Origin of the sequence: Marinobacter sp. DY40_1A1, assembly GCF_016597815.1 — a bacterium.
In the GTDB taxonomy this organism is placed as follows: domain Bacteria; phylum Pseudomonadota; class Gammaproteobacteria; order Pseudomonadales; family Oleiphilaceae; genus Marinobacter; species Marinobacter xiaoshiensis.
Genome location: NZ_VCHA01000005.1, coordinates 214,369 through 238,143, shown reverse-complemented (window position 1 = coordinate 238,143; position 23,775 = coordinate 214,369). Strand labels below are relative to the sequence as shown.

The window sequence follows — 23,775 nt, the reverse complement described above, 5'->3', positions numbered from 1 at the left end:
GTGCAAAAAGATGTTCAGATAGTCAGCGTGAACTCAGAACGGTTGTTCACTACTGGAAAGTCCCTTATGTCTACAGTCTCTCCCTGGAAGCGAATGCTATCGACGGTGCTGACAGCGCCAATAACAACCTTCAAAGGGGCTTTGCCAGACACCTGCAGTGTATCGCCCGCTCGCTGAAGGGAACTCGCCAAACGGTTTCCACTGGCATCACGTACCTGCACCCAGCAATCACCCGTGAACGCAATTTCCAGCATCCCCGACACAGGACCAGTTTCATCGCTGACCGGCACCTGTACCAGAGCAGGTTCTATGGTTTGAGCCACAGCGGGTATCTGGCCCGTCACTTCAGGCTCGACAACCTGCTCAGCCTGACTATCGAAGACCTCCGATCCTTCCGCATTGGCTTCGTCGAGATAGCCAGAATCCGTCACGCCTTCTCCACTGCCAGCATCATCACCGCTGGGCTCGACAGGCAGGCTGACCTCATCTTCCGGCACCGCGTCATCAGGCTGGGCCATAATATCAGTTGAAGCAGGAAGCTCCGCGTCTGCTTGGCCAGCAGTAAACTTCGGCACAACAAATGTAACGATCAGGGCACCCATTGCCACGATTGCCACAATCAGCAAGAAAAGCTTGGCGATGCGGCGCTTTCTCCGCCTCCGGCGCTCAATATCAATTAACGGGTTGGCTTCCATTTCCCGTGCTTTTTGGATTCGTGCCGGCTCAAGCTCAACATTGAGGTCTGCAATAATGGCGTCAGCGTCCAGGCCCACCTGCTTCGCATAGGCCCGAACATAACCCTTAAGGAACAACTCACTGTCGATTTGCGCATAGTCGCCGTTCTCAATAGCCTGAACAACGCCATTCCTCAAATGCTGGGCGTCGGCAATTTGGGCAATGCTCAGCCCCTGCTTTTCCCGAGCCCGCTTCAGTTGCTGGCCAACGGCTTCTTTCGCTGCATTTTGTTGGGAGTCATCACTAGTCATTTGCAATCAATGCCTTGTATTGTTGGTACTCTACCGACTCCGGGTATTTGTTCTTTAACTGCAAAGCCAGGCTGGCTTCCTGATTACGATCCCCGGAATAACGCGCAATACGAATACCCGTAAAAAGACTCTCGGGCGAATGCTGCAAATTCAGGTTACGCTGCATGATCAACAAAAGGCGGTCGTAATAGCGCTTGGCCCCGGCCACATCGCCCGATTCAACCATCACCCGGGAGAGCGAAAGCAACGAGCGGGCGTCGCCACGGGTAAGCTCCGACGCGCGACGATAGGAAACGATTGCATCGTCCTGCTCTCCAAGGCGCTCCTGTGTCATGCCCAGGTTGTAAAAAACAGACCCACGATCTTTGTAACTCGTATCTCTGGACGCTGCACTAAACTGATCGCGCGCCTCAGCAAACCGCTGCTTGGAGTACAGAAAGGCGCCATAATACACTCTTGCGCGCGTGTACCCTGAGTCCTTGGAGATTGCTTTTTTGAAGTTCTCTTCGGCCAACTCTGACTCGCCATCAGCATTATAAATCAATCCTAGAGCGGCAAGGGCCTGAGGGCTATTCGGTTCTATTTCGAGAGCACGATCCAGGTGATGTCGCGCACGCTCGATATTACCTTGGCCAATATAGGCTGAAGCAAGCTCAACATAATTATCAACAGCTTTTTGACGATCCGCTTCTCGGGAAAAACGGTTATCGGTTGTGGTGACACATCCGGTGACTAACAGAGCAACCAACAAGGCTGCTGCAGAACAACGTCCATTTAGCAATTTTTTAGCCATAGAATGCGTTCCTCGCGGGTTAAGCACTGCAAGCGTCCTTTCAGGAATTCACCTGCTGAACATTGATGTATCGTTGGCTTCTACGGGTACGATCTTCTACCTGCCCGACAAGCTGACCACATGCAGCATCAATATCATCGCCGCGAGTTGTTCTGATGGTTGCGATGTAGCCTGCCTCGTTAAGAACAGCCTGAAAACGCCGGGTAGCGTTCATGCTAGGCCGACGGAAGTCGCTTTCCGGGAACGGGTTAAAGGGAATAAGGTTGATCTTGCAGGGAATATCCCGCAGCAACTCCGCCAGTTCGTGAGCATGCTCTGGCTTATCATTCATGCCTTCAATAACCGTGTATTCAATGGTGGCTTTGCGCTTGTCAGGAAGACGGCTGAAATACCTTTTAGTGGCCGCCAGAAGTTCCGCAATCGGGTACTTCTTGTTAAGCGGGACCAGTTTATTTCTCAGTTCATCATTGGGCGCATGCAGGGAAATGGCCAGTGAAACATCGGTAACTTCTGCCAGTTTATCAATGCCCGGAACCACACCAGAAGTACTCAGGGTAACCCGACGCTTGGAGATCCCATAAGCGAGATCCTCCATCATCAGATTCATTGCATCCACCACGTTGTCGAAATTCATCAGGGGCTCCCCCATCCCCATCATGACAACGTTGGTAATTGGCCGATCCGGACCTGGCTCAAACGGCATGAAAGCTTTGCGCGCCACCCACACCTGCCCGATAATCTCGGCAGCCGTCAGGTTTCTGTTAAAACCCCGCTTGCCCGTTGAGCAAAAGGTGCAATCAAGGGTGCAGCCGATTTGCGAAGACACACACAAGGTGCCTCTTTCGCCGTCGGGTATGAGAACAGTTTCTACACTGTTGCCGTTATCCATACGCATGACCCACTTGCGGGTGCCGTCTTTCGACGTTTCGTCGTAGACAACTTCCGGGCCGCGAATCACAGCTATTTCCTTGAGCTTTTCCCGCAGGGATTTGCTCACATTGGTCATTTGATCGAAGTCATCCACACCCCGCTGATGCATCCACTGGAGCATTTGAGTAGCGCGAAAACGCTTCTCCCCCAGGGATTCAAAGAAAGCTTCAAGCTTGGCTTTCGGCATTCCCAGCAGATTGGTCTTTTCAGCAGCAGCTGTCATTCTATAACCTCGATCAGATAATCAATGCGGGGACCACCAATGGCAGCCCCCGACCAACAAAATCAGCCGCGCGGGCAGATTTCGTTGTCACTGAAGAAGTAAGCGATTTCACGCTCTGCAGAAGCTGCAGAATCGGAACCGTGAACCGCATTCGCATCAATAGATGTAGCGAAGTCAGCGCGGATCGTACCGGCGTCAGCTTCTTTAGGGTTAGTTGCACCCATCAGGTCGCGGTTCTTCAGGATGGCGCCTTCGCCTTCCAGAGCCTGAACCACAACAGGACCAGAAGTCATGAACGCAACCAGATCATTGAAGAAAGGACGCTCTTTGTGCTCAGCGTAAAAGCCTTCAGCCTGCTCCTGGGTAAGGTGCATCATGCGTGACGCTACGATGCTCAGGCCGGCTTTTTCAAAACGGCTGTAGATTTCACCGATCACATTTTTTGCAACTGCATCGGGCTTGATGATGGAAAGCGTGCGCTCATTAGCCATGGTACTTCTCCTATAGGGATTGGGTTATGGAATACGGGTGAATTTCAGGCCTGCGATTATACGCAGTCAGAGGCCCACTGCCTACCGCACTGCGCGCAAGCGGGTAACAACATCAACAATTTGTGCGCTGGCAAAGGCAATTTCCTCTGACGTGGTAAAGCGCCCGATGGAAAACCTTAGTGCGCGATGGGCCAACTCTTCACTCAACCCTATACCGCGAAGCACATAAGAAGGCTCGATGGTGGCAGACGCGCACGCCGATCCGGATGAAACAGCCAGTTGCCTAAGGCCGAGCATCAGAGACTCTGCATCTACGCCTTCAAAAGAAAGATTCATTATTCCCGGCACACGGCACGTCTCTGAGCCATTAAGCGACACCCCCGACAAGCCTTCAAGACCACCAAGAAACTCAGCACGCAAGGCTTCCAGCTTGCGGATCTCATCCACAAGACCCAACTCAGAGATTGCAAATGCTTTGCCCATGCCCACAATCTGGTGCGTTGGCAAGGTTCCCGAACGCATACCCCGCTCATGGCCACCACCATGAATCTGAGCCTCAATGCGAACATCCGGCGAGCGCCTCACATAAAGTGCGCCCACACCTTTGGGGCCGTATACCTTGTGCCCCGAGAGAGACATAAGATCGACAGGCATAGTGGCAACATCAACAGCGATCTTACCAGCAGCTTGGGCCGCGTCGACGTGAAACAGAACACCGCGGGCTCGCAGCTCGGCCCCAATCGTGCTGATATCTGTTACACACCCCAGTTCATTGTTCACAAGCATCAGGCTAACCAGAATGGTTTCTGGCTTAAGCGCATCAAACACTTGCTGTGGCTGAATCACACCGTCACTTCCTGGTTCCAGCCAGGTAACTTCAACACCACGGGCTTCAAGCCACTTACAGGTATCAACAACGGCCTTGTGCTCAATCACAGATGTAATAATGTGCGCTTTGTCGCGGCCCGCTACCGCACCTTTAATTGCAAGGTTGTCCGATTCAGTTGCTCCGGAAGTCCAGACAATTTCGCGAGGGTCAGCATGAATCAGGCTAGCCACCTGACCTCGGGCAGCCTCAACGGCCGCCTCAGCCTGCCAGCCAAAACCGTGGGAACGGGAAGCCGGGTTACCAAAAAAACCATCCGGCGTCAGGTATTTGATCATTTCTTCCGCAACAGCGGGATCAACGGGCGTTGTTGCCGCGTAGTCGAGGTAAACAGGCTTTTTCATAAAATACAGAGGCTTGATTCAGGCGGGCGCCTGATCTATCAGACGCTCGGTATTAATTGTGTCGGAATCGCCTTCGGCTTGACGGCGATTCTGCCGGTCCGCTACCTGGCGGATTTCATGTCGTTGCATCAGATCCCCGAGACTGATCCCGCTAAGAAACTGATGAATCTGATCACTCAAGTCAGACCACAGATGGTGCGTCAGGCATTTTTCACCATTCTGACAGTCGCCCTTATTACCACAACGGGTCGTATCCAGGGACTCACTGACCGCATCAACTACTTCGGCAATGTAAATACTGGCCGCCCCGCGGCTAAGGTGATAGCCACCGCCGGGCCCACGTATACTCACCACCAGTTCCCGGCGGCGAAGACGTGAGAACAGCTGCTCCAGATAGGAAAGCGATATTTCCTGACGGGCTGAAATATCCGCTAGAGTTACCGGCCCCTGCCCCCCGTGGAGAGCAAGATCCAGCATTGCCGTAACGGCGTAGCGGCCTTTAGTAGTCAACTTCATGGCATCAGCCCCATGATGGGAATGAATCTCAGTTTGCGAGACTGAGTATGAATTGACCAAGTAATTCAGTCAAGTATTCAGCCGCGCTCCTCGCTTTCATCACGCACGCAATCAAAGTCACCTTCATCAAGTACCGGAAGCTCTCCGTTCTGGTACTCGCTGTTCACTTTGCGCAGCGCCTTGCACATGATCTCAATGCGATCATCCACTGCATGCATGTGATCCAATAGAGCTCGCATGGAGCGAGCCACCGGGTCCGGCATCTCCTCGGTTACGCCATAGGCATCGAACCCCATGCGCTCTTCCATAACCTTACGGCGAGCATCGTCTTCCGCTTTTTGCTTCACGATAATTCGCCCGGGAATTCCAACAACAGTCGCACCAGCCGGAACTGCCTTGGTGACCACCGAGTTAGACCCAACCTTGGCGCCCTCGCCTACTTCAAAGGGCCCCAGTATCTTGGCTCCTGCACCAACAACCACACCATTGCCAATTGTGGGATGCCGCTTACCCTTATTCCAGCTTGTTCCGCCGAGAGTAACCCCTTGGTACAGAGTTACATCGTCGCCAATAATTGTTGTTTCTCCTATTACCACACCCATGCCATGGTCAATGAAGAAGCGCCGGCCAATGGTTGCGCCGGGATGTATCTCTATACCCGTAAACCATCGAGCCAAGGTCGATATTGTACGAGCCAGCCATTTTAGCCCGGCATTCCACAACCAATGAGAGAACCGGTGAATTAGCAGAGCATGAAGCCCCGGGTAATTGGTGAGTACCTCAAAGGTGTTCCTGGCGGCAGGATCCCGATGAAAAACACTGTTTATATCTTCTCGCAAATGCCTAAACATGGCCATTATCCTGCCCGGTCAGCTCTGTACTGGCCTTGGTTGAATTGGAGTTTCCGGATACGCCTGCCGCTTTTTGAACGGCACTCAAAATGCCCCGGAGAATGTTGATTTCCATCTGATCGAGTTTTGCCCGCTGGAACAATCGGCGCAAGCGAGACATCAATTGCCGGGGATTGTCGCGACGATGGAAATCCACATCATGCAACGTCTGCTCAAGATGACCAAAAAAACCTTCCACATCACCCACCTTGGCAGGCGGCACATCCCACCCAGCATCGCCTGGCGCCAACATCGGCTTTAAGTATGGGCTGTCTTTGCCATCTTCAAGATTACGCAAGAAAAGCATACGCAATTCGTAGCACATAATCTGAACCGCCATAGACAGGTTCAACGAGCTGTAATCCGGGTTTGTAGGAATATGAATATGGTAATGACACAGGTGGAGCTCATCGTTGCTCAGTCCATGGTTCTCACGCCCAAACACCATCGCCACGGGGCCTGACAAGCTCTTCTCTGCAGCAATCTCAGCGGCTTCTGGTGGCGGCAATACTGGCCAGGGAATTTTCCGACCCCTGGCGCTGGTACCCATCACAACAATGCAGTCTTCAAGTGCTTTGTCCAGGGTTGGCACCACCTGGGCTCTGTCGAGTATGTCAGACGCACCGGCCGCTCGAGCGTATGAGGCTTCATCAGGAAAAGAGTTGGGATTAACCAGCCAAAGATTGGCCAACCCCATGTTTTTCATGGCCCGCGCGACGGCCCCGATGTTCCCGGAATGAGAGGTCTCGACCAGGACAATTCGGATTTTATCCTGAAACGCGTCTGGCCCTTCCAGAGGCGGAGATGGCTTATGCATTGGTGACTAGCCCGAGGTTAAAATTTAAGGGCGGCAATGATAGCAGAAACCAGATACCTTCTGCGCTCCGGATATTCCCTGACAAAGCAGCATCCGTGCTTTTCCTGAGTCAAAAAACATACAACGAAGGGGATCTTTTGCTATCATACCCGGCCTTCACACTCCCGGATAACGATCACACAGATGCAACCAGCTATTAAAATGGCCCTGCGCGTCGCGCGTCAAGGGTCGGATTACCTGAAAGCCCACTTCGAGCGCCAGGAGCCTACCGGAAAAGACGACGACGAACGTCGCTTCCAGTTGGACCGGGTTGAGCAATCCATTTATGACAACTTTGCAGAGCAACTCGAAAAGGCCTACAAAGATCACACCATTGCGCCTCTGAATGAATCAGATGCCGGAACCAGCGAGCGAAGCTGGCATATTTTCCCGGTTTTGGGACGCGAAAACTTCCTTCGTGGCATCCCTGAGTTCGCTCTGGCATTGGCCCAAAAGAAGAACAACCGTACGGAAAACCTTCTTTTGGTTAATCCTGTCACCGGCGAAGAATACTCTGCCAGCCGTGGCCGAGGCGCCGCACTGAACAGCCGCCGAGTTCGGGTATCTGACGTCAAGCATGCTGAAAAAGCTGCGTTTGCAACTAACCTGCTTGACCAGGCGCGCAATAGTGAGAACCCGCTGTTGTGGGGCGAGATGGCCGCAGTGTTGGCCCAGAATTCCTCTATGTTCCGCACGTCTGGCTGCGTTGTTCTTGATATAGCGCGGGTTTCGGCCGGCCTTCTTGATGCTGCCGTTATCTTCCGCCCTGATGCAGCAGATCTCGACCTTGGCGTAGCCTTGGCAATGGAGTCCGGTGCTCTTACCGCAGATTTTTCAGGCAACCCCTCAACAGACAAGGCGCGACAACTCGTAGTTGCCAACCCGAAGCTGTTCCGGGAGGTTCTCAAGGTATTGCACCCGTTCCGTGGTCGCCTACCCGCCTGAGCTGAATACGCTTAACCCCTGAACTAAGCCAAACCCAGGTTCAGGGCACAAAAAAACCGCCAACTAATTGTGGCGGTTTTTTTGTGCCCGGGTTATTAACCCGGAACCTGAACTACATACGGTCGAGCCACTCCGGTGGCTGCTCCTCTTCTTCACCCTCTCCCGTGCCCTCTTTTGCAGGCACCATGAGGTCTTCGCGAGAAACACCCATCACCATCAGCAAGTTGGCAGAGACATAGATAGATGAATAGGTACCCACCACCACACCTATAATCAATGCCAAAGCGAATTTGTTAATGGCTTCGCCTCCGAAGAAATACAGGGCCAGAAGAACCACCAACGTGGTGCCAGAGGTGTTTATGGTACGAGCAATAGTCTGATGGATAGACTCATTGATAATGTCCCAGGATTCACCCACCCGCATTTTCCGGAAATTCTCACGGATACGGTCTGCCACAACAATAGTGTCGTTCAGCGAGTAACCGATAATCGCAAGCAGAGCTGCAAGAACTGTGAGGTCAAACGTCCACTGGAACAGCGCGAAGATGCCAAGAACGATAATAACGTCGTGGGCCAAAGGCACCACCGACGCAATACCAAACTTGAACTGGAAGCGCATACCCACATAGATGAGTACCACCGCAAGCGCTATGAGAAGCGCAAGACCGCTGTTCTCCTTGAGTTCGTCGCCCACTTGGGACCCCACAAATTCGGAGCCTATCAGCTTCAGATCGCCACCATTTTGAGTCAAAACGCTGACGATCTCCTGAGCTAACTGATCATTACCGGATTCGTTAAGGCGCACAAGAACGATGGTATCAGCGCCGAAGTTCTGCACGACAAACTGCTCGTAACCAGCTTCGGTAAGCGTTGACCGAACCTCATCCAGTTGCGGTGCCTGCGCATATTCCAACTCTACCGACGTACCACCGGTAAAATCCATGCCAAAGTTAAGGCCACGGATTCCAAGCAGCACAATAGACGCAACCACCAAGATAATGGAGATTACGGAAGCAAACTTCCGAAACCCCATAAAATCAAATTTTTGCTTCTGATCATCAGACATTGGCGTTTTTTCCTCCGATCGACAGTTTCTCGACCCTGCGGCCGCCATAAACCATATTGACGATACTGCGGCTGACCATCAGTCCTGAGAACATGGACGTCATAATCCCGATACACAGCGTCACTGCGAAACCTTTTACCGGGCCCGAGCCCATTGCGAAGAGGATAACTGCAACTAGCAATGTGGTTATGTTGGCATCGAAAATAGACACAAACGCACGTGAATAGCCGGCGTTAATGGAAAGTTGTGGCGACACCCCTGACCTCAACTCTTCCTTTATGCGCTCGAATATCAATACGTTAGCATCTACTGCCATACCCACTGTCAAAACGATACCGGCAATACCAGGCAGCGTTAGCGTAGCGGAGAGAATGGACATGCAAGCTATCAGAAGCATCAGGTTAATGGTCAGAGCGATATTTGCTACAACCCCAAACCCCCGGTAATAGACCAGCATATACAGCAGCACAAGAATGAAACCCAGAGCTACCGACATCATACCCGCGTCAATATTCTTCTGCCCCAAGCTAGGCCCAATGGTACGCTCCTGTACAAAGTACATAGGCGCCGCCAACGCACCTGCGCGCAGAAGCAGCGCAAGCTCGGATGCTTCAGGTATGGAATCCAAGCCGGTGATACGGAAACTGCTACCCAGAGCAGACTGAACGGTCGCGAGGCTGATAATTCCTTTCTCTACGATACGCTTGTCGACTTCAACAGGTTCGCCATCCACCATTCTGGTTTCAGTTTCGGTACGGAATTCGATGAACAACACTGCCATGCGCCGCCCTATGGCATTCCGCGTAGCGCGATTCATTAAATCGCCACCGATAGAATCCATAGTGATGCTTACCTGAGGCTGGCCATTTTCATCAAAAGCCTGCTGGGCGTTTGCCACATTATTGCCAGTAGCAATCGTGTCCCGCTCCAGGCGGGCAGTGCGTTGTCGCTCATTGCGGAAACTGAACTGCTCTGTTTCGCCAGCGGGAGCATCCGGGCGGGCTTCCATGCGGAATTCCAGGTTTGCCGTAGCACCGAGAACCCGTTTGGCCTGAGCAGTATCCTGCACACCTGGGAGCTCAACAATAATCCTGTCAGCGCCCTGTTGCTGAACCAAAGGCTCGGCAACACCCAACTCGTTCACCCGGTTGCGAATGGTAGTCAGGTTTTGCTCGAGGGCATACTTTCGAATTGCGTTTACTTCGCTTTCAGAAAGCGTAAGAACAATCTGGAACTCATCACCAACGGTTTTCTCATCTAACAGAAACTCGTTGTACTGACGCTTGATCAGGTTAAAGGCTTCGGTGCGCGACGCTTCGTCACGGAAGCTCAAAACGATATCACGGGTACCTTTAACGTCCCCCCCGCGGTAGCGTATGCGCTCTTCGCGAAGCTCTCGCTTGATCTGCCCTGAAACCGCCTCCAATCTCTGACCAACAGCGGTATCCATATCAACTTCAAGCAAAAAGTGGACGCCGCCACGCAGATCAAGGCCAAGTTTCATCGGCCCTGCACCCAGACTTTTCAGCCAGGCTGGCGTGGACGGTGCCATATTCAACGCGACGAGATAGTCTCTGCCAAGAGCGGCCTGAACGGCAGGGCGAGCACGCAACTGGTCATCGGAACTGGTTAACCGTATAAGGGCATCCCGATCCTCAAGCGTGCTGCTTTTAACCTCAATGCCATCCGATTCCAGTGCTTTTACGGCTCTTTCCAGAACAGCGGAGTTTACTTCGGTGCTACTGCGAGCACCCGTGATCTGTACAGCGTAATCATCGGGAAACAGGTTAGGTAAAGCGTAGATAAACCCGATCACGATCGCGACCAGGATAATCAGGTTTTTCCAAAGCGGGTACTTGTTCAGCATGGGATCCCTTGTAGCCGGCCTAAAAGCCGGCCTTGGTGTTTCAGCCAGGAAGGTTCAGGCCGGCAGGTATCAGGGCCGACCAGAGAGTCCTTGCTCAGATGTCTTTGAGCGTACCTTTAGGCAGTGCGGCGGCTACAGCCACTTTCTGTACCTTTACTTCAACATTGTCGGCAATCTCAACAACGATGAAGTCGTCAGCAACTTTGGTGATCTTTCCGGCAATGCCGCCAGAGGTAATCACTTCATCACCCTTGTTCAAGCCGGACATAAGTGACTTGTGCTCTTTCGCACGCTTGGACTGTGGGCGCCAGATCAGGAAATAGAAAATAAGAATAAAGCCGGCAAAAAAGATAACCTGACCCATAACACCCATGCCACCTGGAGCAGGGGCCGCCTGGGCCATTGCCAATGCTGGCATCATTGCCATAAGGCCGGCCAAAAACAACTTGACTGATTTCATCAAAATTCTCCGTTGATTAAGCAAAAGGATTTACTCATTACCCATGGCAGGCACTGTCTCGCCGCGCAGAGCATAGAAGTCATTTATAAAGCTCGACAATGTACCTTCTTCAATGGCCCCGCGCAATCCGGCCATAAGGTTCTGGTAGTAGCGCAGATTGTGGATTGTATTCAGCTGCGAACCGAGCATTTCTCCACATTTATCCAGATGATGCAGATAGCTTCTCGAAAAATTCTTGCAGGTATAGCAATCACACCGCTCATCCAAAGGACCAGTATCATGGCGATGTCTGGCATTTCGGATTTTTACGATTCCAGTGGATGTGAACAAGTAGCCGTTGCGGGCATTTCTTGTAGGCATGACACAATCAAACATGTCGACGCCACGGCGTACTGCCTCCACCAGATCCTCTGGCCGACCAACACCCATAAGATACCGTGGTTTGTCCGCCGGCATCCTGGTTGGCAAATGGTCGAGTATTCGGATCATGTCCTCTTTGGGCTCTCCAACAGAAAGCCCCCCAATGGCGTAGCCATCGAATCCTATATCTGTAAGGCCTTCAAGGGAACGATCGCGCAGGGATTCATACATCCCGCCCTGAACAATACCGAACAGCGCAGAAGGACTGTCTCCATGGGCGTCCTTGCTGCGCTTTGCCCAGCGTAGCGAAAGCTCCATGGACTCCTTTGCCTGCTTCTCTGTTGCAGGATAAGGCGTACACTCGTCAAAAATCATGACGATATCAGAGCCCAGATCGCGCTGTACCTGAATCGCGATTTCTGGTGACAACTCCACCGGCGATCCATCTACCGGCGAACGAAACGTCACCTTTTCTTCCGTGATCTTTCGCATCTCACCCAGACTGAACACCTGAAAGCCGCCGGAATCTGTAAGAATCGGCCCTTTCCACTGCGTAAAATCATGGAGGTCACCATGAGCCTTGATCACTTCCGTGCCAGGGCGCAACATCAGGTGAAATGTATTGCCGAGAATAATTTCTGCGCCGGTTTCGTGGATATCCCGGGGCAACATTCCCTTTACCGTGCCGTAGGTACCTACCGGCATAAACGCTGGCGTTTCGACAGTTCCACGGGGGAATGTCAGCCTGCCACGCCGGGCCAGGCCATCTTCCCCCAGTTTTTCAAAGGTCATAAAACAGGACTGGCTCACGACTTATCTCCGGTATTGAATGTTGATGGGCTAGCCGCAGGCTCATCGTGCGCGCCAAGCAGCATACCCCTGCTCGGCTCCTGCCCGGTAATAAACATGGCATCGCCGTAGCTGAAAAAGCGGTACTTTTCGCTAATCGCTTCATGGTACGCCCGCATTACATGCGCATACCCCGCAAACGCGCTGACGAGCATGATGAGCGTGGATTCTGGCAAATGAAAGTTAGTCACCAGTGCGTCTACGGTCTGGAACCGATAGCCGGGGTAGATAAATATATCGGTTTCGCCCTGAAAGGGTTCAAGGCGACCGCTCCGACTGGCAGACTCCAGCGATCGCACAGACGTTGTACCAACAGCAATTACTCGCCCACCCCGGGCTCGGGTTCGCTTGACCGCATCCACCGCATCTTGAGACACATGCACTATTTCACTGTGCATAATATGTTCATCTACATTCTCTACCCGCACAGGCTGAAAAGTACCCGCCCCCACATGAAGGGTAACAAACGTACTTTCAATACCCCGGGCCTTCAAAACATCCAAAATTTCCGAATCAAAGTGCAAGCCCGCTGTCGGCGCAGCAACCGCACCGGATTCTTTCGCGTAAACGGTTTGATACCGCTCGCGATCGGTTGATTCATCAGGACGATCAACATACGGCGGCAGCGGCATGTGCCCAATCCGCTCCAGCAGATCCAGCACCGGCTCACATGCCTCACTTTCAAGATGGAACAAGGCATCGTTTCGCCCCGTCATACGCAGCGCGCTGCCATCTTCAAGGATTACCCTCTGCCCTTCCTTTAATGCTTTCGAGGCACGAACATGCGCAACAAGACTATGTTCTCCGGTAACTCGCTCAACCAATACTTCAACCTGGCCACCGGTTTCTTTTTTGCCGAACAGCCGGGCCGGTATAACACGTGTGTTATTAAAAACGAGCAGGTCGCCTGATTGGAGTAAATCCGGTAGATCGGTAAAAGCCCGGTGTGCAGTGTCGCCGGTACTGCCATCAAGACATAGCATACGGGAAGCACTGCGTTCCCTGAGGGGGTACCGGGCGATGAGCTCATCCGGGAGATCAAAATGAAAATCGGAGACGTTCATGGACCAGACTATTCAAGGCGCCGCATTACTGCGACTTGATTGGGGTAGCTGCAGATGCCAGTTCCGGATCGCTGCTGGTTAATTTCCGTAAGTGACTGATTTAGCAGGATTCACCCACTTACGGAGGCGGCATAGTATCGCACGCCCACCAGCCTGGTTACAACCACGCAGCGCTAGTAACCCACGCTGCAGCACAGTGTAACCGACCAGGGTCTGAACACCCTTATTTGCCCTTCTTTACGTGGGGCAAGGTCTTTTCAAGCGCTTTAACAATAACCGCTCCAAAGTCTTTGGCAGCAGAATCTATGGATGTTGGATCAACGGTGCTGGAATAAAGTTGCCAAACGGGCTTGGCGGAGTCGGTATCAAACAACGTCGATTTCAACGCGTAGGTTGTTGTTTCTTCGTAATCAGCTGGCGCTACCGTTGTCTGCATGTAGGTAGATGCAGCGAGAGGCCCAAAGGATGTAACGATTGGCTGGTAGTTCACTTGCTCCGGCACATACCGTGATTCGCGCTGCTTGCTCACAAGCGAAACCACCAGAACACCATCATAATTTCCGGCTCTGGCATCTTCTGCAACGAGGTTCTGCAGCCTGGTAGGATCGCCCCAAGGGATGTCAGAATTCGACATTGCAAATCGACTGGCCTTGAAGTCACTCTTGTTCAATTCAGCTACAAGCTCGGCTTCAATCGCTGAGCGGTTGTGCTCTTTTTCCGTTACCGCAAACACCATTACGCGCTTATAGTCTTTATCAACCTCTGAAACCGCATCAATTCGCTCAACCTTCGTACCGGAGCTAGCGCACCCGGCCAGAAGTGCAGCAATAAAAAAGCAGACATATTTCATCATCGCCGTAGATCCTTTCATACTCTCCCTCTTAATTCTCAGAAGCTCACGGCAGCCTCATTTGCGGCCGCCTTTTGTTGGATAAATCACTTTGGATGCAGTTCCAGCCAACCTCTGCCAGAAACTATTGCCTTACAACTTTAACCTTCATGTTTGCATCCGGGTTAGGCACATAGGCTCTCAAAACCCCATAGAAAGCCTTGCCTGTCGGTATGCCATTAATCCCTTCGCCATCAGGGCTAAAAGTCAAGGTATAACTGCCGTCCACATTTGCTTTAGATGAAAAAGTGGTGCGATCGTAGATCTTCTTGTCGTTTGGAATCAGTAGCTGGTTGTCTGCTCCATAAAGCGTGACCGAATAATAGCCACCCTTCAAATGAAGCCCGGCAGGGACGGTAACTACATAAGTATCCTTACCATTGAGTGCTTGCCCCTTATCATCCGTCAGCATTATGCCGTAGCGGACAGTATCGGCCGGCGTCCCCAACTGCCCCAGTTTCACACCTGCGGCAAGATTTAGGAAACTCACGTCGCCACTAACTTCCCCGAAAGCAACATCCGGGTTCGCATAAGATACAATGGCATCTATAACAGAGAGCGCGTTCTTTTCTGTTTCAGCGGAGAAGCGCTGCACGTTTCGAACCATACTACCCCTCCCGCCTTCCATAACGATCTTCTTACTCAGTCCCATAACCTCTTTTAGGTTATCCACAACAACCATGCGCGTAAGAATCACGCCTTGATCAGTTTCCAGTGAAACAACATGGAAGTCGCCGTCAGGTACCTTCTGCCCCGGGCGTTTGATCAGAATAGGTTTGTCCGGGTTTACAATCACTGCAGGCACATTGTGTTTCATATCAAAGATCGAAACTGAGAAAAACTTGTCATACTTCGGAGTTTTAACAATGGCGGGATCATCAGAAACCGAGAACCAGTTGTACCCATAGTTCACCGTGGCCTGGGGCGTCACAACGGTACTGTCGGTGGGGTCTACCAAGCCGGTAAACTGAAACGTACCTTTCTCATTTTTTTCCAGCCAGGCGTGCATCATCTTGACCTGTTCCTGGTTGGGAAACTCCCGAATATATTCTTCGACAGTGTCAGCTGCCTGCACGGCACCCGCCGTCGCAAAAAACATGATCAAGGCTACGCAAAAAGATTTGATAATGATGTTCATTCCCTTATATCCCCATTCAGATCTATCCATAGCTAATAGAGCATTATCGACAGCCAGCCCCAAAGGCCCCCATTTGAAAGCCTCAACTTAATTCGAAGAAATATTATAGTTCAGAGGTAGGATCAGCACCCGTAAAAATTCGCCGCATGTTCAAATTGGCGTATCGGGTATTTCCAGCGAAAAACAAACAGGCACAAAAAAACCAGCCTTGAAGCTGGTTTTGTGTTTCTCTTTTTAACCAAAAACCTTCGTAAGATTTTGGTAGCGGCGGGCGGACTCGAACCGCCACACTATTTCTAGCAACGGATTTTGAATCCGTCGTGTCTACCAATTCCACCACGCCGCCAACGAAGAGAGGGGGAATTATACTGAGCCTGCCCGTGAAATCAATACACAGAGACAGGAGTTTTCCCGCTGGCCCGAATATTTATAAACGATCGAACAGCGATAGCTGCGAAACCCTGGCAAACGACTGCTGTGCGGCCTGAAGTACAAAACTCTGGAAACTCAAGTTACTGATTGCTTCTGCATAATCAACATCCTGCAGCTGCGAGCGGATTTCATTGGTATACACCGAAGAATCTGCCAAAAAGCTTTTAGTGGATTCAACCGCGTTCATGCGCCCGCCGAGCTCTGTTTGCTTGAGGATAAAACTCTCCTGAGCGTTATCGAGATTCACCAGAGATTGCGCGATCAAGTCGTCATATTCAGCCAGGCCTTCCGGAGTGCCTTTATTGATTGAGTCCAGGCCGGCAATCAGGTTCTCGATGGTGCCGAAGACAGATTGCTTCTCACCCACCTTCAACGTGAACGTATCCGTCGTGGCTACGGTCACGCCGGTAATGCTTGCCTCGATCCCGGCAACAACAAACACACCTCCATCCTCGTAATCCGGCGGGGTAACAGTCAACGTCCGCGGTGGAGTGCTGTTATTATCAGTGGCCAACACCTGGGGGGTAGGCCCGCCGTAATCTACCTCAAGCGTTATATCGTTGGGGAAGCCGCCCGGAAACGCACCAGCCAAATCAGCCTCGTTAACCACCTTAACGCCTGAAATAGACTCTCCGACAGGGGTTGTACCATCAAACTGCCCTGTCACCGCTGCAGGCACATTCACAAAAATGCCCTTGCCATTATCACTGATCGGCACGGTTACGCCGTCATCAATCTCCAGAACGCGCTGGCCTTCATCGCCATTATATTCGTACTTGCCTTGGTCATTTACCTGAAAGGCCTGCACCGACCCCTGGAACCCGCTAAAAATGTACTCACCTGACGCATCCCGGGTGTTCCCGATATTCGCCAGCTGCCCTAACCGCTCTTTCATTTCAGAAGAGATCGACTTGCGGTCGTTCGGTGACAAAGCCCCGTTGCCCGCCTGCACAGTTAACTCGCGGATGCGCTGAATAACGTCCACCGCGCTGGTTAGCGCACTTTCTTCCTGCTTGAGCCGGTTATCCGCTAAATCCACGTTGCGCTCGTAGGTCTTGACCCGTGAAAGCTCCTGATCAAGCTTGAGAATACGGGCCGCAGCCACCGGATCGTCCGACGGCTTATTCACCCGCTTACCCGTGGATATCTGTTGTTGCGTGTTGTTCAGGTTACTGTTCAACTCCTGCAACCGGTTAATACCGCTTGAGAACACCTGTTGTGATGAAATTCTGATCATGTCACATCACCTCGTCTGCTACCGGAACGTCTGCAACAGCGTATTGAATAGATCCTGGGCCACTGAAATCACCTGTGCCGAGGCGTTATAAGCGGCCTGGTACTGAATCAGCCTGCCGGCTTCCTCATCAAGGTTCACCCCTGAAACAGACTCCCGCTGGGCCGTGGATTGCTCCAGCAGGGTTTTTCCTGCAGAAAGATCAAACTGGCTCTGGCGTGTTTTTACACCAATATCTTCAACCAAACCGGCGTAGCCTTCAGTGAAGCTCTGGCTTTTGCCGTTCAGTGTATTAGCGGTGCCCAATGCAGCCAGTAGCTCAGCGTTGCGGTTGTCTGACACGCCGTTGCTGTTGTAGTTAATCTCGAAGGTATCACCTACCGCTGGCTGCCCTGTCAGCTTGAACTGAAAGCCCTGATAATCCGCTCCCGCAGCAGGGTCGCTGCTAAAGACCAGATTGATATTGCCGCCAGTGTATTCCCTTGGAGAGCCGATAGTAGGTGCACTCGAAGGATCACCAGGCACAGCCTCCGGACCCTTTACAACGTACCTTATGCCCGTAGAGCCACCCGCCTCAAACATGATCGTTAAAGGCCCATTCGCCAACTCACCGGCAGTCTGAAAACCCGGCAACAACGAACCCGTAAATGGGCTGCGCACGTCCAGCATGGTGCCCTGGTCAATCTTGCCGGTGCCTACGTTCTGCTCACCGGTAGTGGCCCTTATCGGGCTGGCAAATGCCAGGTCTTCTTCCCGGTTTACTTGCAAGCCCATGGACTGCGCAGCGTTTCGGCTGGGCTGAATCAGGTACTTGTCACCCGCATTGAACGTGCCGCCCTCAATACGAATATTAAATCCGGGCATGGAAATTTCAGACTGCACAGGGTTCGGCAGTCGGCCCTGATTAACAACCTTCCCGGTGGCTTTGTCGATAAGTTCAAAGCTACTGCCATCGCCACTGAACTGAAGTGTCCAGCTACCCGCCGGCAGTTTTGTGCTGTCAGTAATCTCAACTGCCAATCGTCCATCTTTCGGCAACTGATTGTTGGCGTTGGCCACTACACGGCTTCGCTGCACAGCCAGGTCATTTATGTCGTTAAAAAACAGCCCGCCAAGATCACCCTCAAGATCCATCCCGATTTCGTGCTGATGGTTCACGCTGGCAGCAAGCCCGATAGCAATCCGCCCCAATTCATCAAATGCGGGTTTCAGTGCCTCATTATCAAAACGCCGCAAACCACCAAGTTTTCCACCGGTAATCTGTTCGTCAATATTGAGAGTGCGGCCACCGGTACTGAGCGTAAATTCCAGGCGGGTAAGATCTTCGGCATTATTCCGGGTACCAAGCTGGGCAGCATTGTTTCCAACAACAAGAGACAGACCGTTGGATAGAGAAACGTTTACCTGGCTACCTTCTGTTTCTGTTACCCGTATGTTCACCAGTTCAGAGAGTTGGCGCAGTTTTTCGTCACGCTGGTCCAATAACTCGTTGGGCATTCTGCCCTGGGCCAGCCCCGGAGATTCAGAAATAGCCAGGTTCAGATCGGCAATACTGTTAAGCAGGGTATTGGCATCCTTGGCACCCTGTTGCATCTGAGTCTTTATCGATTCCCGCTGCTGAATGAACTCCTGGCTCAGGGCTTGAAACCGATTAACCACCTGCTGCGCCTCGCTCAGAACCAGTTGGCGCTGCGGCAACGAGGCAGGATCTTCTGCAGCATTCTGCAGGCTTGCAAAGAAGTTGTTCAGGGCATTGTTCAACCCCGTGGTCTCACCGCCCAGCAAGTTATCAAGCCGGCTCAGTTCGGAATTCAGAGTTTGCTGTTCGCCGGCCAGAGTACTGTCTTCACGAACCTGCTGCACAAGGAACTCATTCGCCAGCCTGCGAATGTCTACAATGCTAACGCCCTTACCGATTGTACCGGCACCGGTGCGTTGCCCCTGCTGGGTTTCAAACACCACTTCCTGCCGACTGTAGCCAGGCGTATTTGCGTTGGTAATGTTATTGCCCGTGGTATTCAGAGCACTCTGGTGGCCAAGGATACCGGACAGGCCAATCCCAATCAGTCCCGCCATAATTTACTCCCCGGCTCCATTGCCCATTGAAAGTGTCATCAGAGAATCACGGTTCATTATCCGGTTGATCTTGTCCCCATACTGCGGATCAGTAGCGTAGCCGGCTTCCTGCAGCTTTCTGGCAAACACGTCTGGCTGATCGGCGCTGGCCAATACATCACGGTAACGGGGGTTCGATTCCAGAAAGGCCACATAGTCACGGAAGCTGGATTCGTAATCCGGATACGCGCGGAAATCAGCACGCTCTTTCATCGGCACACCCTCACGGAACTCAGTGGTGGTTATAGTCACCGCATCACCCTGCCAACGTCTGTCTGCCTTGATACCAAAGAGGTTAAAACTGGGCTGGTTTCCATCGCCACGAATCATGTGCCGACCCCAACCGGTTTCCAGAGCCGCTTGAGCAACCATCAGTTTGGGGCTAATTCCGGTATCCGCAGCAATCGTTTCCGCCACTGGCAGCAATGTACTTACAAAGTGCTCAGGCGAGTCAAACTGTTCAGGCAACATAGCCGTTGGGGCGACCGGGTTTGCATTTGATTTCTGCGCAACCTCTGCCACTTCATCCACTCTTTCTGGCAAACGATGTGAAATGACCGGCAGGCTGCGTTCATAATCCGTCAGGACCTTCTTTTGAGCAGCCAAGGGGCTACCCTGTTTATCCATTCCAGGAATGCTTTTGCTCAGCTGTCGCACAAGAGCATCTGCAAGCCCGGTGCCCTGCCCGCCAGCCATGGTGAGGCTGAGCTGGCTGTCGAACATGTCACGATACATCTCAGATTGATTGCTATTGAGGTAGTTGCCCTCAGCAAACACATCTCCCGCTTTGCGCATGGACTTCAGCATTTCAGACAGAAAAATACTCTCAAACTGGCGCGCCACTTCCTCCAGCGCCGCCTGTTTGTCATCCCCGGCGCTGTGCTTCAGTGCATTCAGACCACTAAAATCTGTGTATACCCTGGCTTGTTGAAGCTGATAGTCCTGCATCACATCACCTAGATAACAATAAGCTCAGCGCGCAATGCGCCAGCCTGTTTGAGGGCTTCCAGCACAGCCATTACATCGCCAGGAGCCGCACCTACCTGGTTTACAGCCTGCACAATTTCATTAAGCGTAACCGCCGGCCCAAACTTGAACATGCGGGCGGGGTCTTCAGTAATAGCAATCTGGCTATCCAATTCGATCGCCGTAGTGCCACCAGAAAATGGCAAAGGCTGCTGAACCGCCGGGTTTTCCTGAATGGTCACCGTAAGGTTGCCGTGAGTAACGGCCGCAGGGCTCACTTTTACATTTTGCCCAACAACAATGGTGCCAGTGCGGCTGTTTATGACGACTTTTGCAGATTCCTCTGCCGGCTCTACTTCGAGATTTTCGAGAATGGACAAAAAGCTCACACGCTGCGACGGGTCGCGCGGGGCGCGGACCGAGATAGCAGTCGCATCATGGGCATAAGCCATATCAGGGCCCAGAAACTCGTTAACCACCTCCACCACGCGCCTGGCCGTAGTGAAATCCGGGCGCATCAGGTTAAAGGTAATCGTGTCACCACGAGTAAATGGCGAGACAATTTCACGCTCAATGGTCGCGCCATTGGGAATTCGGCCAACACTGGGTACGTTTACTGTAATACGTGAACCGTCCTGCCCCTGAGCGCCAAAACCGCCCACCACAAGACTGCCTTGAGCCATAGCATAAACATTACCATCAGCGCCTTTCAGGGGCGCCATTAGCAGGGTACCGCCACGCAAGCTGTCGGCATTACCGATGGATGAAACGGTTATATCCATTTCCTGCCCCATCTTGGCAAACGGCGGCAAGGTTGCACTGACAGTCACCGCAGCCACGTTCGCCAGGTTCGGGTTCACCCCCTCGGGCAAAGTGATACCAAACTGGTTCATCATGTTTCTAAACGTCTGATTGGTGAATGGTGCTTTATCACCTGTACCATCCAAACCAACCACCAAGCCATAACCCACGAGCTGGTTGTTACGTACTCCTTTGATCCGTGCCAGGTCCTTCAGTCGGTCAGCCATTACAGGCCCTGCCATTACGGCAAGCATCAGTGAGAGAACCACGCACCGGCGAAATGTCATAGGGGCCACCACTCACTGTTGAAGAACCGGGCCAGCCAGCCCATCTGATTCGCCTGATCGAAGTCTCCGGTGCCACCGTATGCAATGCGGGCATCAGCGATACGGCTGGATGCAACTATGTTGCCCGGATCGATATCCTGTGGCCGCACAAGCCCCGTCAGACGCACATATTCATCGCCATTGGTCAGCGAGATCCACTTCTCGCCCCGCACCTTGAGTACGCCATTTGGCAAAACTTCTGTAACCGTTACCGTAATGCTGCCCGCCAGACTGTTGCTCTGGTCTGCCTCGGCTTTGCCATTAAAGTCTCTTTCATTCTTGATGGATGTTGCGATACCAAAATCATTCCTGCCCAGAATATTGGGCTCTGGCAGTGAAATATCACTGTCCTTGTTGATCTTGGTTTCCGCATTCTTGCTGGCTCTTGTGGACTCTTTAAGCGTAACTGTCAGCACGTCTCCCACATTCAGCGCAACCGTATCGCCATAGAAATTGTAGTTACGGGAACTCTGGTAAATGGCGCCCGACTCCGGATCGCGCTGCATCATGGCTTGAGCACGTACTGGTGCGTAAGCGGGATCATTCGGCTCGGCCCGGGGCCGACTCATGGCCGTACATCCCTGCAACAGGATCAACAGCCAAACCAACAGGAGAGTTCCTGCTGGCCGGGTTATCCAGGTTGATGTAATCGGTTTCATGAGCACACTCCTCACTTCTTTCAGTTTATTAACCAATATTGTTGGTAATGAACTGGAGCATCTGATCGGTAGTAGAAACAACTTTTGAGTTCATCTCGTAAGCGCGTTGGGTGGTAATCATGTTCACCAACTCCTCGACAACTTCCACGTTGGATGACTCGATTACGCCCTGCTCCAAGGTGCCCAGCCCGGCCAGGCCCGGTTCGCCCTCTGTGGGGTCGCCACTGGAATTGGTTTCTTTGAACAGGTTGTTACCAATAGCCTGCAAGCCCTGCGGGTTAATGAAATTCACCAGAGTGATCTGACCAAGGTTCACGGGTGCCGCCTGGTCATCGGTAATGACAGACACAGTGCCATCCTTTCCGATGGTTATGGTGGTCGCGTCTTCAGGTACGTTTATATTGGGCTGGAGCGCATAACCCTCGGGCGTAACCACATCGCCATCGGCATTAAGCTGAAACTGACCATCCCTTGTGTAAGCGGTTTGGCCATCCGGCATTTCAATCTGTAAGAAACCACGGCCATTAACCGCCAGATCAAGAGGCTGCTCGGTAATCTGGAGGTTGCCTTGGCTAAATTGCTTTGCCGTGCCAACAACCCGCACACCCGTACCCAGCTGCAAACCTGATGGCAACTCAGAGTTCTGCGTGTTCATGCCCCCAGGCTGCCGGTTGATCTGATACAGCAAATCCTGGAATACCGCCCGATCTCGCTTGAAGCCCGTGGTGTTCACGTTGGCCAGGTTGTTGGAGATGGTGGACATATTGGTGTCCTGAGCGCTAAGCCCTGTTTTACTAACCCAAAGAGCTGGATGCATTTTTATTACTCCTTGCCGGTGTCTGGTCTGCGGCTAAGATTTGCCGCTTCCGGGCCAGACGGGCGTTGTTTTCAATAGCTATCAAAGATTCTGCAACAGTCGTGCCGCTGCTTCGGAATTCTCGTTTGCAGTGCGCATAACCTTTACCTGCATTTCGTATTGCCGGGAGAGCTGAAGATTGGAAATCATCTCTTCCACAGCATTTACGTTAGAGCTTTCAAGAAACCCGGAGGCCACTCGCATTGCTGCGTCAACAGGCTCACCACCGTCAATTTCCTGCCCCGCCTGGCGCCGGATAAAACCATCCAGCCCCTTCTCAAGGGTATCTGATGGCGGGTTTACCAGCTTTAGCCGGTCAACTTCCACCAACTGATCTGGTGGCCCACCCACCGGGACAATAGAGATAGTGCCATCAGCACCTATCTGAACGTTGTCAAAAGGAGGCAGCGCCACGGGTCCGCCATTACCCAACACCATTTCGCCGGAACCAAGACGTACTAATCCGTTAACATCAATCTGCAAGCTGCCGGAACGGGTAAAAACTTCCTCACCCAGATTGTTCTGAATGGCGAGCCAACCTTCGCCCTCAATCGCGACGTCCAGCTTGCGGCCGGTTTGCATAAGTGCACCTGCGGACAGATCGGTACCGGGACGTTCAGCCATAGCGTATGCACGGGTAGGATGATGCCCCCCGAATACGGGCATACTTCTCGCCTGGGCAAAGTCCTTCTTGAAGCCTGTGGTGCTTACGTTTGCCAGGTTGTTGGCATGGGCACGCTGGGAAAGCATATTCTGTTTGGCGCCAGACATACCTAGATAAAGTGCTTTGTCCATGGGCAAACTCCTGCCGGAATTTTGACTGTTTTCAGTGT

At 52.4% G+C, this 23,775-nt stretch carries 23 protein-coding genes and 1 tRNA gene; 1 reads left to right on the top strand and 23 read right to left on the bottom strand.

What is annotated here, in order from left to right; all coding sequences use genetic code 11:
* Positions 1-14 precede the first annotated feature (14 nt).
* From FFI61_RS13990 to trmJ, 8 genes are all read right to left on the bottom strand, one after another.
* Complete coding sequence (locus FFI61_RS13990; protein WP_200371200.1) at positions 15-986, bottom strand: RodZ domain-containing protein; 972 nt, start codon at positions 984-986, stop codon at positions 15-17.
* Positions 979-1,779: a type IV pilus biogenesis/stability protein PilW gene (gene pilW / locus FFI61_RS13985; protein ID WP_200371199.1), complete on the bottom strand. Its 801-nt coding sequence runs from the start codon at positions 1,777-1,779 to the stop codon at positions 979-981. The genes FFI61_RS13990 and pilW overlap by 8 nt, the downstream gene beginning before the upstream one ends.
* Before the next feature lie 40 nt (positions 1,780-1,819).
* A complete protein-coding gene (gene rlmN, locus FFI61_RS13980; RefSeq protein WP_200204985.1) occupies positions 1,820-2,932 on the bottom strand; it encodes a 23S rRNA (adenine(2503)-C(2))-methyltransferase RlmN in 1,113 nt (370 codons plus the stop codon).
* Positions 2,933-2,994: 62 nt separating this feature from the next.
* A complete protein-coding gene (gene ndk / locus FFI61_RS13975; protein WP_200204986.1) occupies positions 2,995-3,423 on the bottom strand; it encodes a nucleoside-diphosphate kinase in 429 nt (142 codons plus the stop codon).
* A gap of 81 nt (positions 3,424-3,504) precedes the next feature.
* Positions 3,505-4,653, bottom strand: coding sequence for an IscS subfamily cysteine desulfurase (locus FFI61_RS13970; RefSeq protein ID WP_200371190.1), 1,149 nt, complete (start codon positions 4,651-4,653; stop codon positions 3,505-3,507).
* Between the two features lie 18 nt (positions 4,654-4,671).
* Positions 4,672-5,169, bottom strand: a complete 498-nt coding sequence (locus tag FFI61_RS13965) for an Rrf2 family transcriptional regulator (protein ID WP_200204988.1) — start codon at positions 5,167-5,169, stop codon at positions 4,672-4,674.
* A 77-nt stretch (positions 5,170-5,246) separates the two neighbouring features.
* Positions 5,247-6,020 (bottom strand): serine O-acetyltransferase, encoded by a 774-nt coding sequence (cysE, locus tag FFI61_RS13960; RefSeq protein ID WP_200371189.1) that lies wholly within the window; start codon positions 6,018-6,020, stop codon positions 5,247-5,249.
* On the bottom strand, positions 6,013-6,876 hold the full coding sequence (trmJ, locus tag FFI61_RS13955; RefSeq protein ID WP_200371188.1) for a tRNA (cytosine(32)/uridine(32)-2'-O)-methyltransferase TrmJ: 864 nt from the start codon (positions 6,874-6,876) through the stop codon (positions 6,013-6,015). The genes cysE and trmJ overlap by 8 nt, the downstream gene beginning before the upstream one ends.
* A 183-nt stretch (positions 6,877-7,059) precedes the next feature.
* Between trmJ and FFI61_RS13950 the strand changes: the two genes are divergently transcribed.
* Positions 7,060-7,860, top strand: a complete 801-nt coding sequence (locus tag FFI61_RS13950) for an inositol monophosphatase family protein (RefSeq protein ID WP_200371187.1) — start codon at positions 7,060-7,062, stop codon at positions 7,858-7,860.
* A gap of 112 nt (positions 7,861-7,972) precedes the next feature.
* Here the strand turns inward: FFI61_RS13950 and secF are convergent, their stop codons facing one another.
* The 15 genes from secF to FFI61_RS13875 all read right to left on the bottom strand — a co-directional run bounded on the left by secF (position 7,973) and on the right by FFI61_RS13875 (position 23,737).
* The gene (gene secF, locus FFI61_RS13945; protein WP_200204992.1) at positions 7,973-8,926 is read right to left on the bottom strand and encodes a protein translocase subunit SecF; all 954 of its coding nucleotides are present in this window, start codon (positions 8,924-8,926) and stop codon (positions 7,973-7,975) included.
* Positions 8,919-10,793 (bottom strand): protein translocase subunit SecD, encoded by a 1,875-nt coding sequence (gene secD, locus FFI61_RS13940; protein WP_200204993.1) that lies wholly within the window; start codon positions 10,791-10,793, stop codon positions 8,919-8,921. The genes secF and secD overlap by 8 nt, the downstream gene beginning before the upstream one ends.
* A 94-nt stretch (positions 10,794-10,887) precedes the next feature.
* The gene (gene yajC / locus FFI61_RS13935) at positions 10,888-11,220 is read right to left on the bottom strand and encodes a preprotein translocase subunit YajC (RefSeq protein ID WP_200205026.1); all 333 of its coding nucleotides are present in this window, start codon (positions 11,218-11,220) and stop codon (positions 10,888-10,890) included.
* A 63-nt stretch (positions 11,221-11,283) separates the two neighbouring features.
* Positions 11,284-12,405 (bottom strand): tRNA guanosine(34) transglycosylase Tgt, encoded by a 1,122-nt coding sequence (tgt, locus tag FFI61_RS13930; protein ID WP_200371498.1) that lies wholly within the window; start codon positions 12,403-12,405, stop codon positions 11,284-11,286.
* Positions 12,406-12,419: 14 nt separating this feature from the next.
* Positions 12,420-13,526 carry a tRNA preQ1(34) S-adenosylmethionine ribosyltransferase-isomerase QueA gene (gene queA / locus FFI61_RS13925; RefSeq protein WP_200371186.1) on the bottom strand — a complete coding sequence of 369 codons (1,107 nt, stop codon included), beginning with the start codon at positions 13,524-13,526 and terminating at the stop codon, positions 12,420-12,422.
* A 223-nt stretch (positions 13,527-13,749) separates the two neighbouring features.
* Complete coding sequence (locus tag FFI61_RS13920) at positions 13,750-14,397, bottom strand: hypothetical protein (RefSeq protein ID WP_200371185.1); 648 nt, start codon at positions 14,395-14,397, stop codon at positions 13,750-13,752.
* Positions 14,398-14,500: 103 nt separating this feature from the next.
* Positions 14,501-15,553, bottom strand: coding sequence for a DUF1214 domain-containing protein (locus FFI61_RS13915; protein WP_200371184.1), 1,053 nt, complete (start codon positions 15,551-15,553; stop codon positions 14,501-14,503).
* A 259-nt stretch (positions 15,554-15,812) separates the two neighbouring features.
* Positions 15,813-15,899 (bottom strand) — tRNA-Leu (locus FFI61_RS13910).
* Between the two features lie 81 nt (positions 15,900-15,980).
* Positions 15,981-17,222, bottom strand: a complete 1,242-nt coding sequence (gene flgL / locus FFI61_RS13905; RefSeq protein WP_200371181.1) for a flagellar hook-associated protein FlgL — start codon at positions 17,220-17,222, stop codon at positions 15,981-15,983.
* Positions 17,223-17,240: 18 nt separating this feature from the next.
* Positions 17,241-19,295, bottom strand: a complete 2,055-nt coding sequence (gene flgK / locus FFI61_RS13900; RefSeq protein WP_200371179.1) for a flagellar hook-associated protein FlgK — start codon at positions 19,293-19,295, stop codon at positions 17,241-17,243.
* Positions 19,296-19,298: 3 nt separating this feature from the next.
* Positions 19,299-20,282, bottom strand: coding sequence for a flagellar assembly peptidoglycan hydrolase FlgJ (gene flgJ / locus FFI61_RS13895; protein ID WP_200371177.1), 984 nt, complete (start codon positions 20,280-20,282; stop codon positions 19,299-19,301).
* Between the two features lie 8 nt (positions 20,283-20,290).
* Positions 20,291-21,388, bottom strand: a complete 1,098-nt coding sequence (locus FFI61_RS13890; RefSeq protein WP_200204999.1) for a flagellar basal body P-ring protein FlgI — start codon at positions 21,386-21,388, stop codon at positions 20,291-20,293.
* A complete protein-coding gene (flgH, locus tag FFI61_RS13885; protein ID WP_200205000.1) occupies positions 21,385-22,086 on the bottom strand; it encodes a flagellar basal body L-ring protein FlgH in 702 nt (233 codons plus the stop codon). Before flgH ends, FFI61_RS13890 begins: the two co-directional genes overlap by 4 nt.
* Positions 22,087-22,114: 28 nt before the next feature.
* Positions 22,115-22,903 (bottom strand): flagellar basal-body rod protein FlgG, encoded by a 789-nt coding sequence (flgG, locus tag FFI61_RS13880; RefSeq protein ID WP_200205001.1) that lies wholly within the window; start codon positions 22,901-22,903, stop codon positions 22,115-22,117.
* An 81-nt stretch (positions 22,904-22,984) separates the two neighbouring features.
* On the bottom strand, positions 22,985-23,737 hold the full coding sequence (locus tag FFI61_RS13875; protein ID WP_200205002.1) for a flagellar basal body rod protein FlgF: 753 nt from the start codon (positions 23,735-23,737) through the stop codon (positions 22,985-22,987).
* Positions 23,738-23,775: the final 38 nt, after the last annotated feature.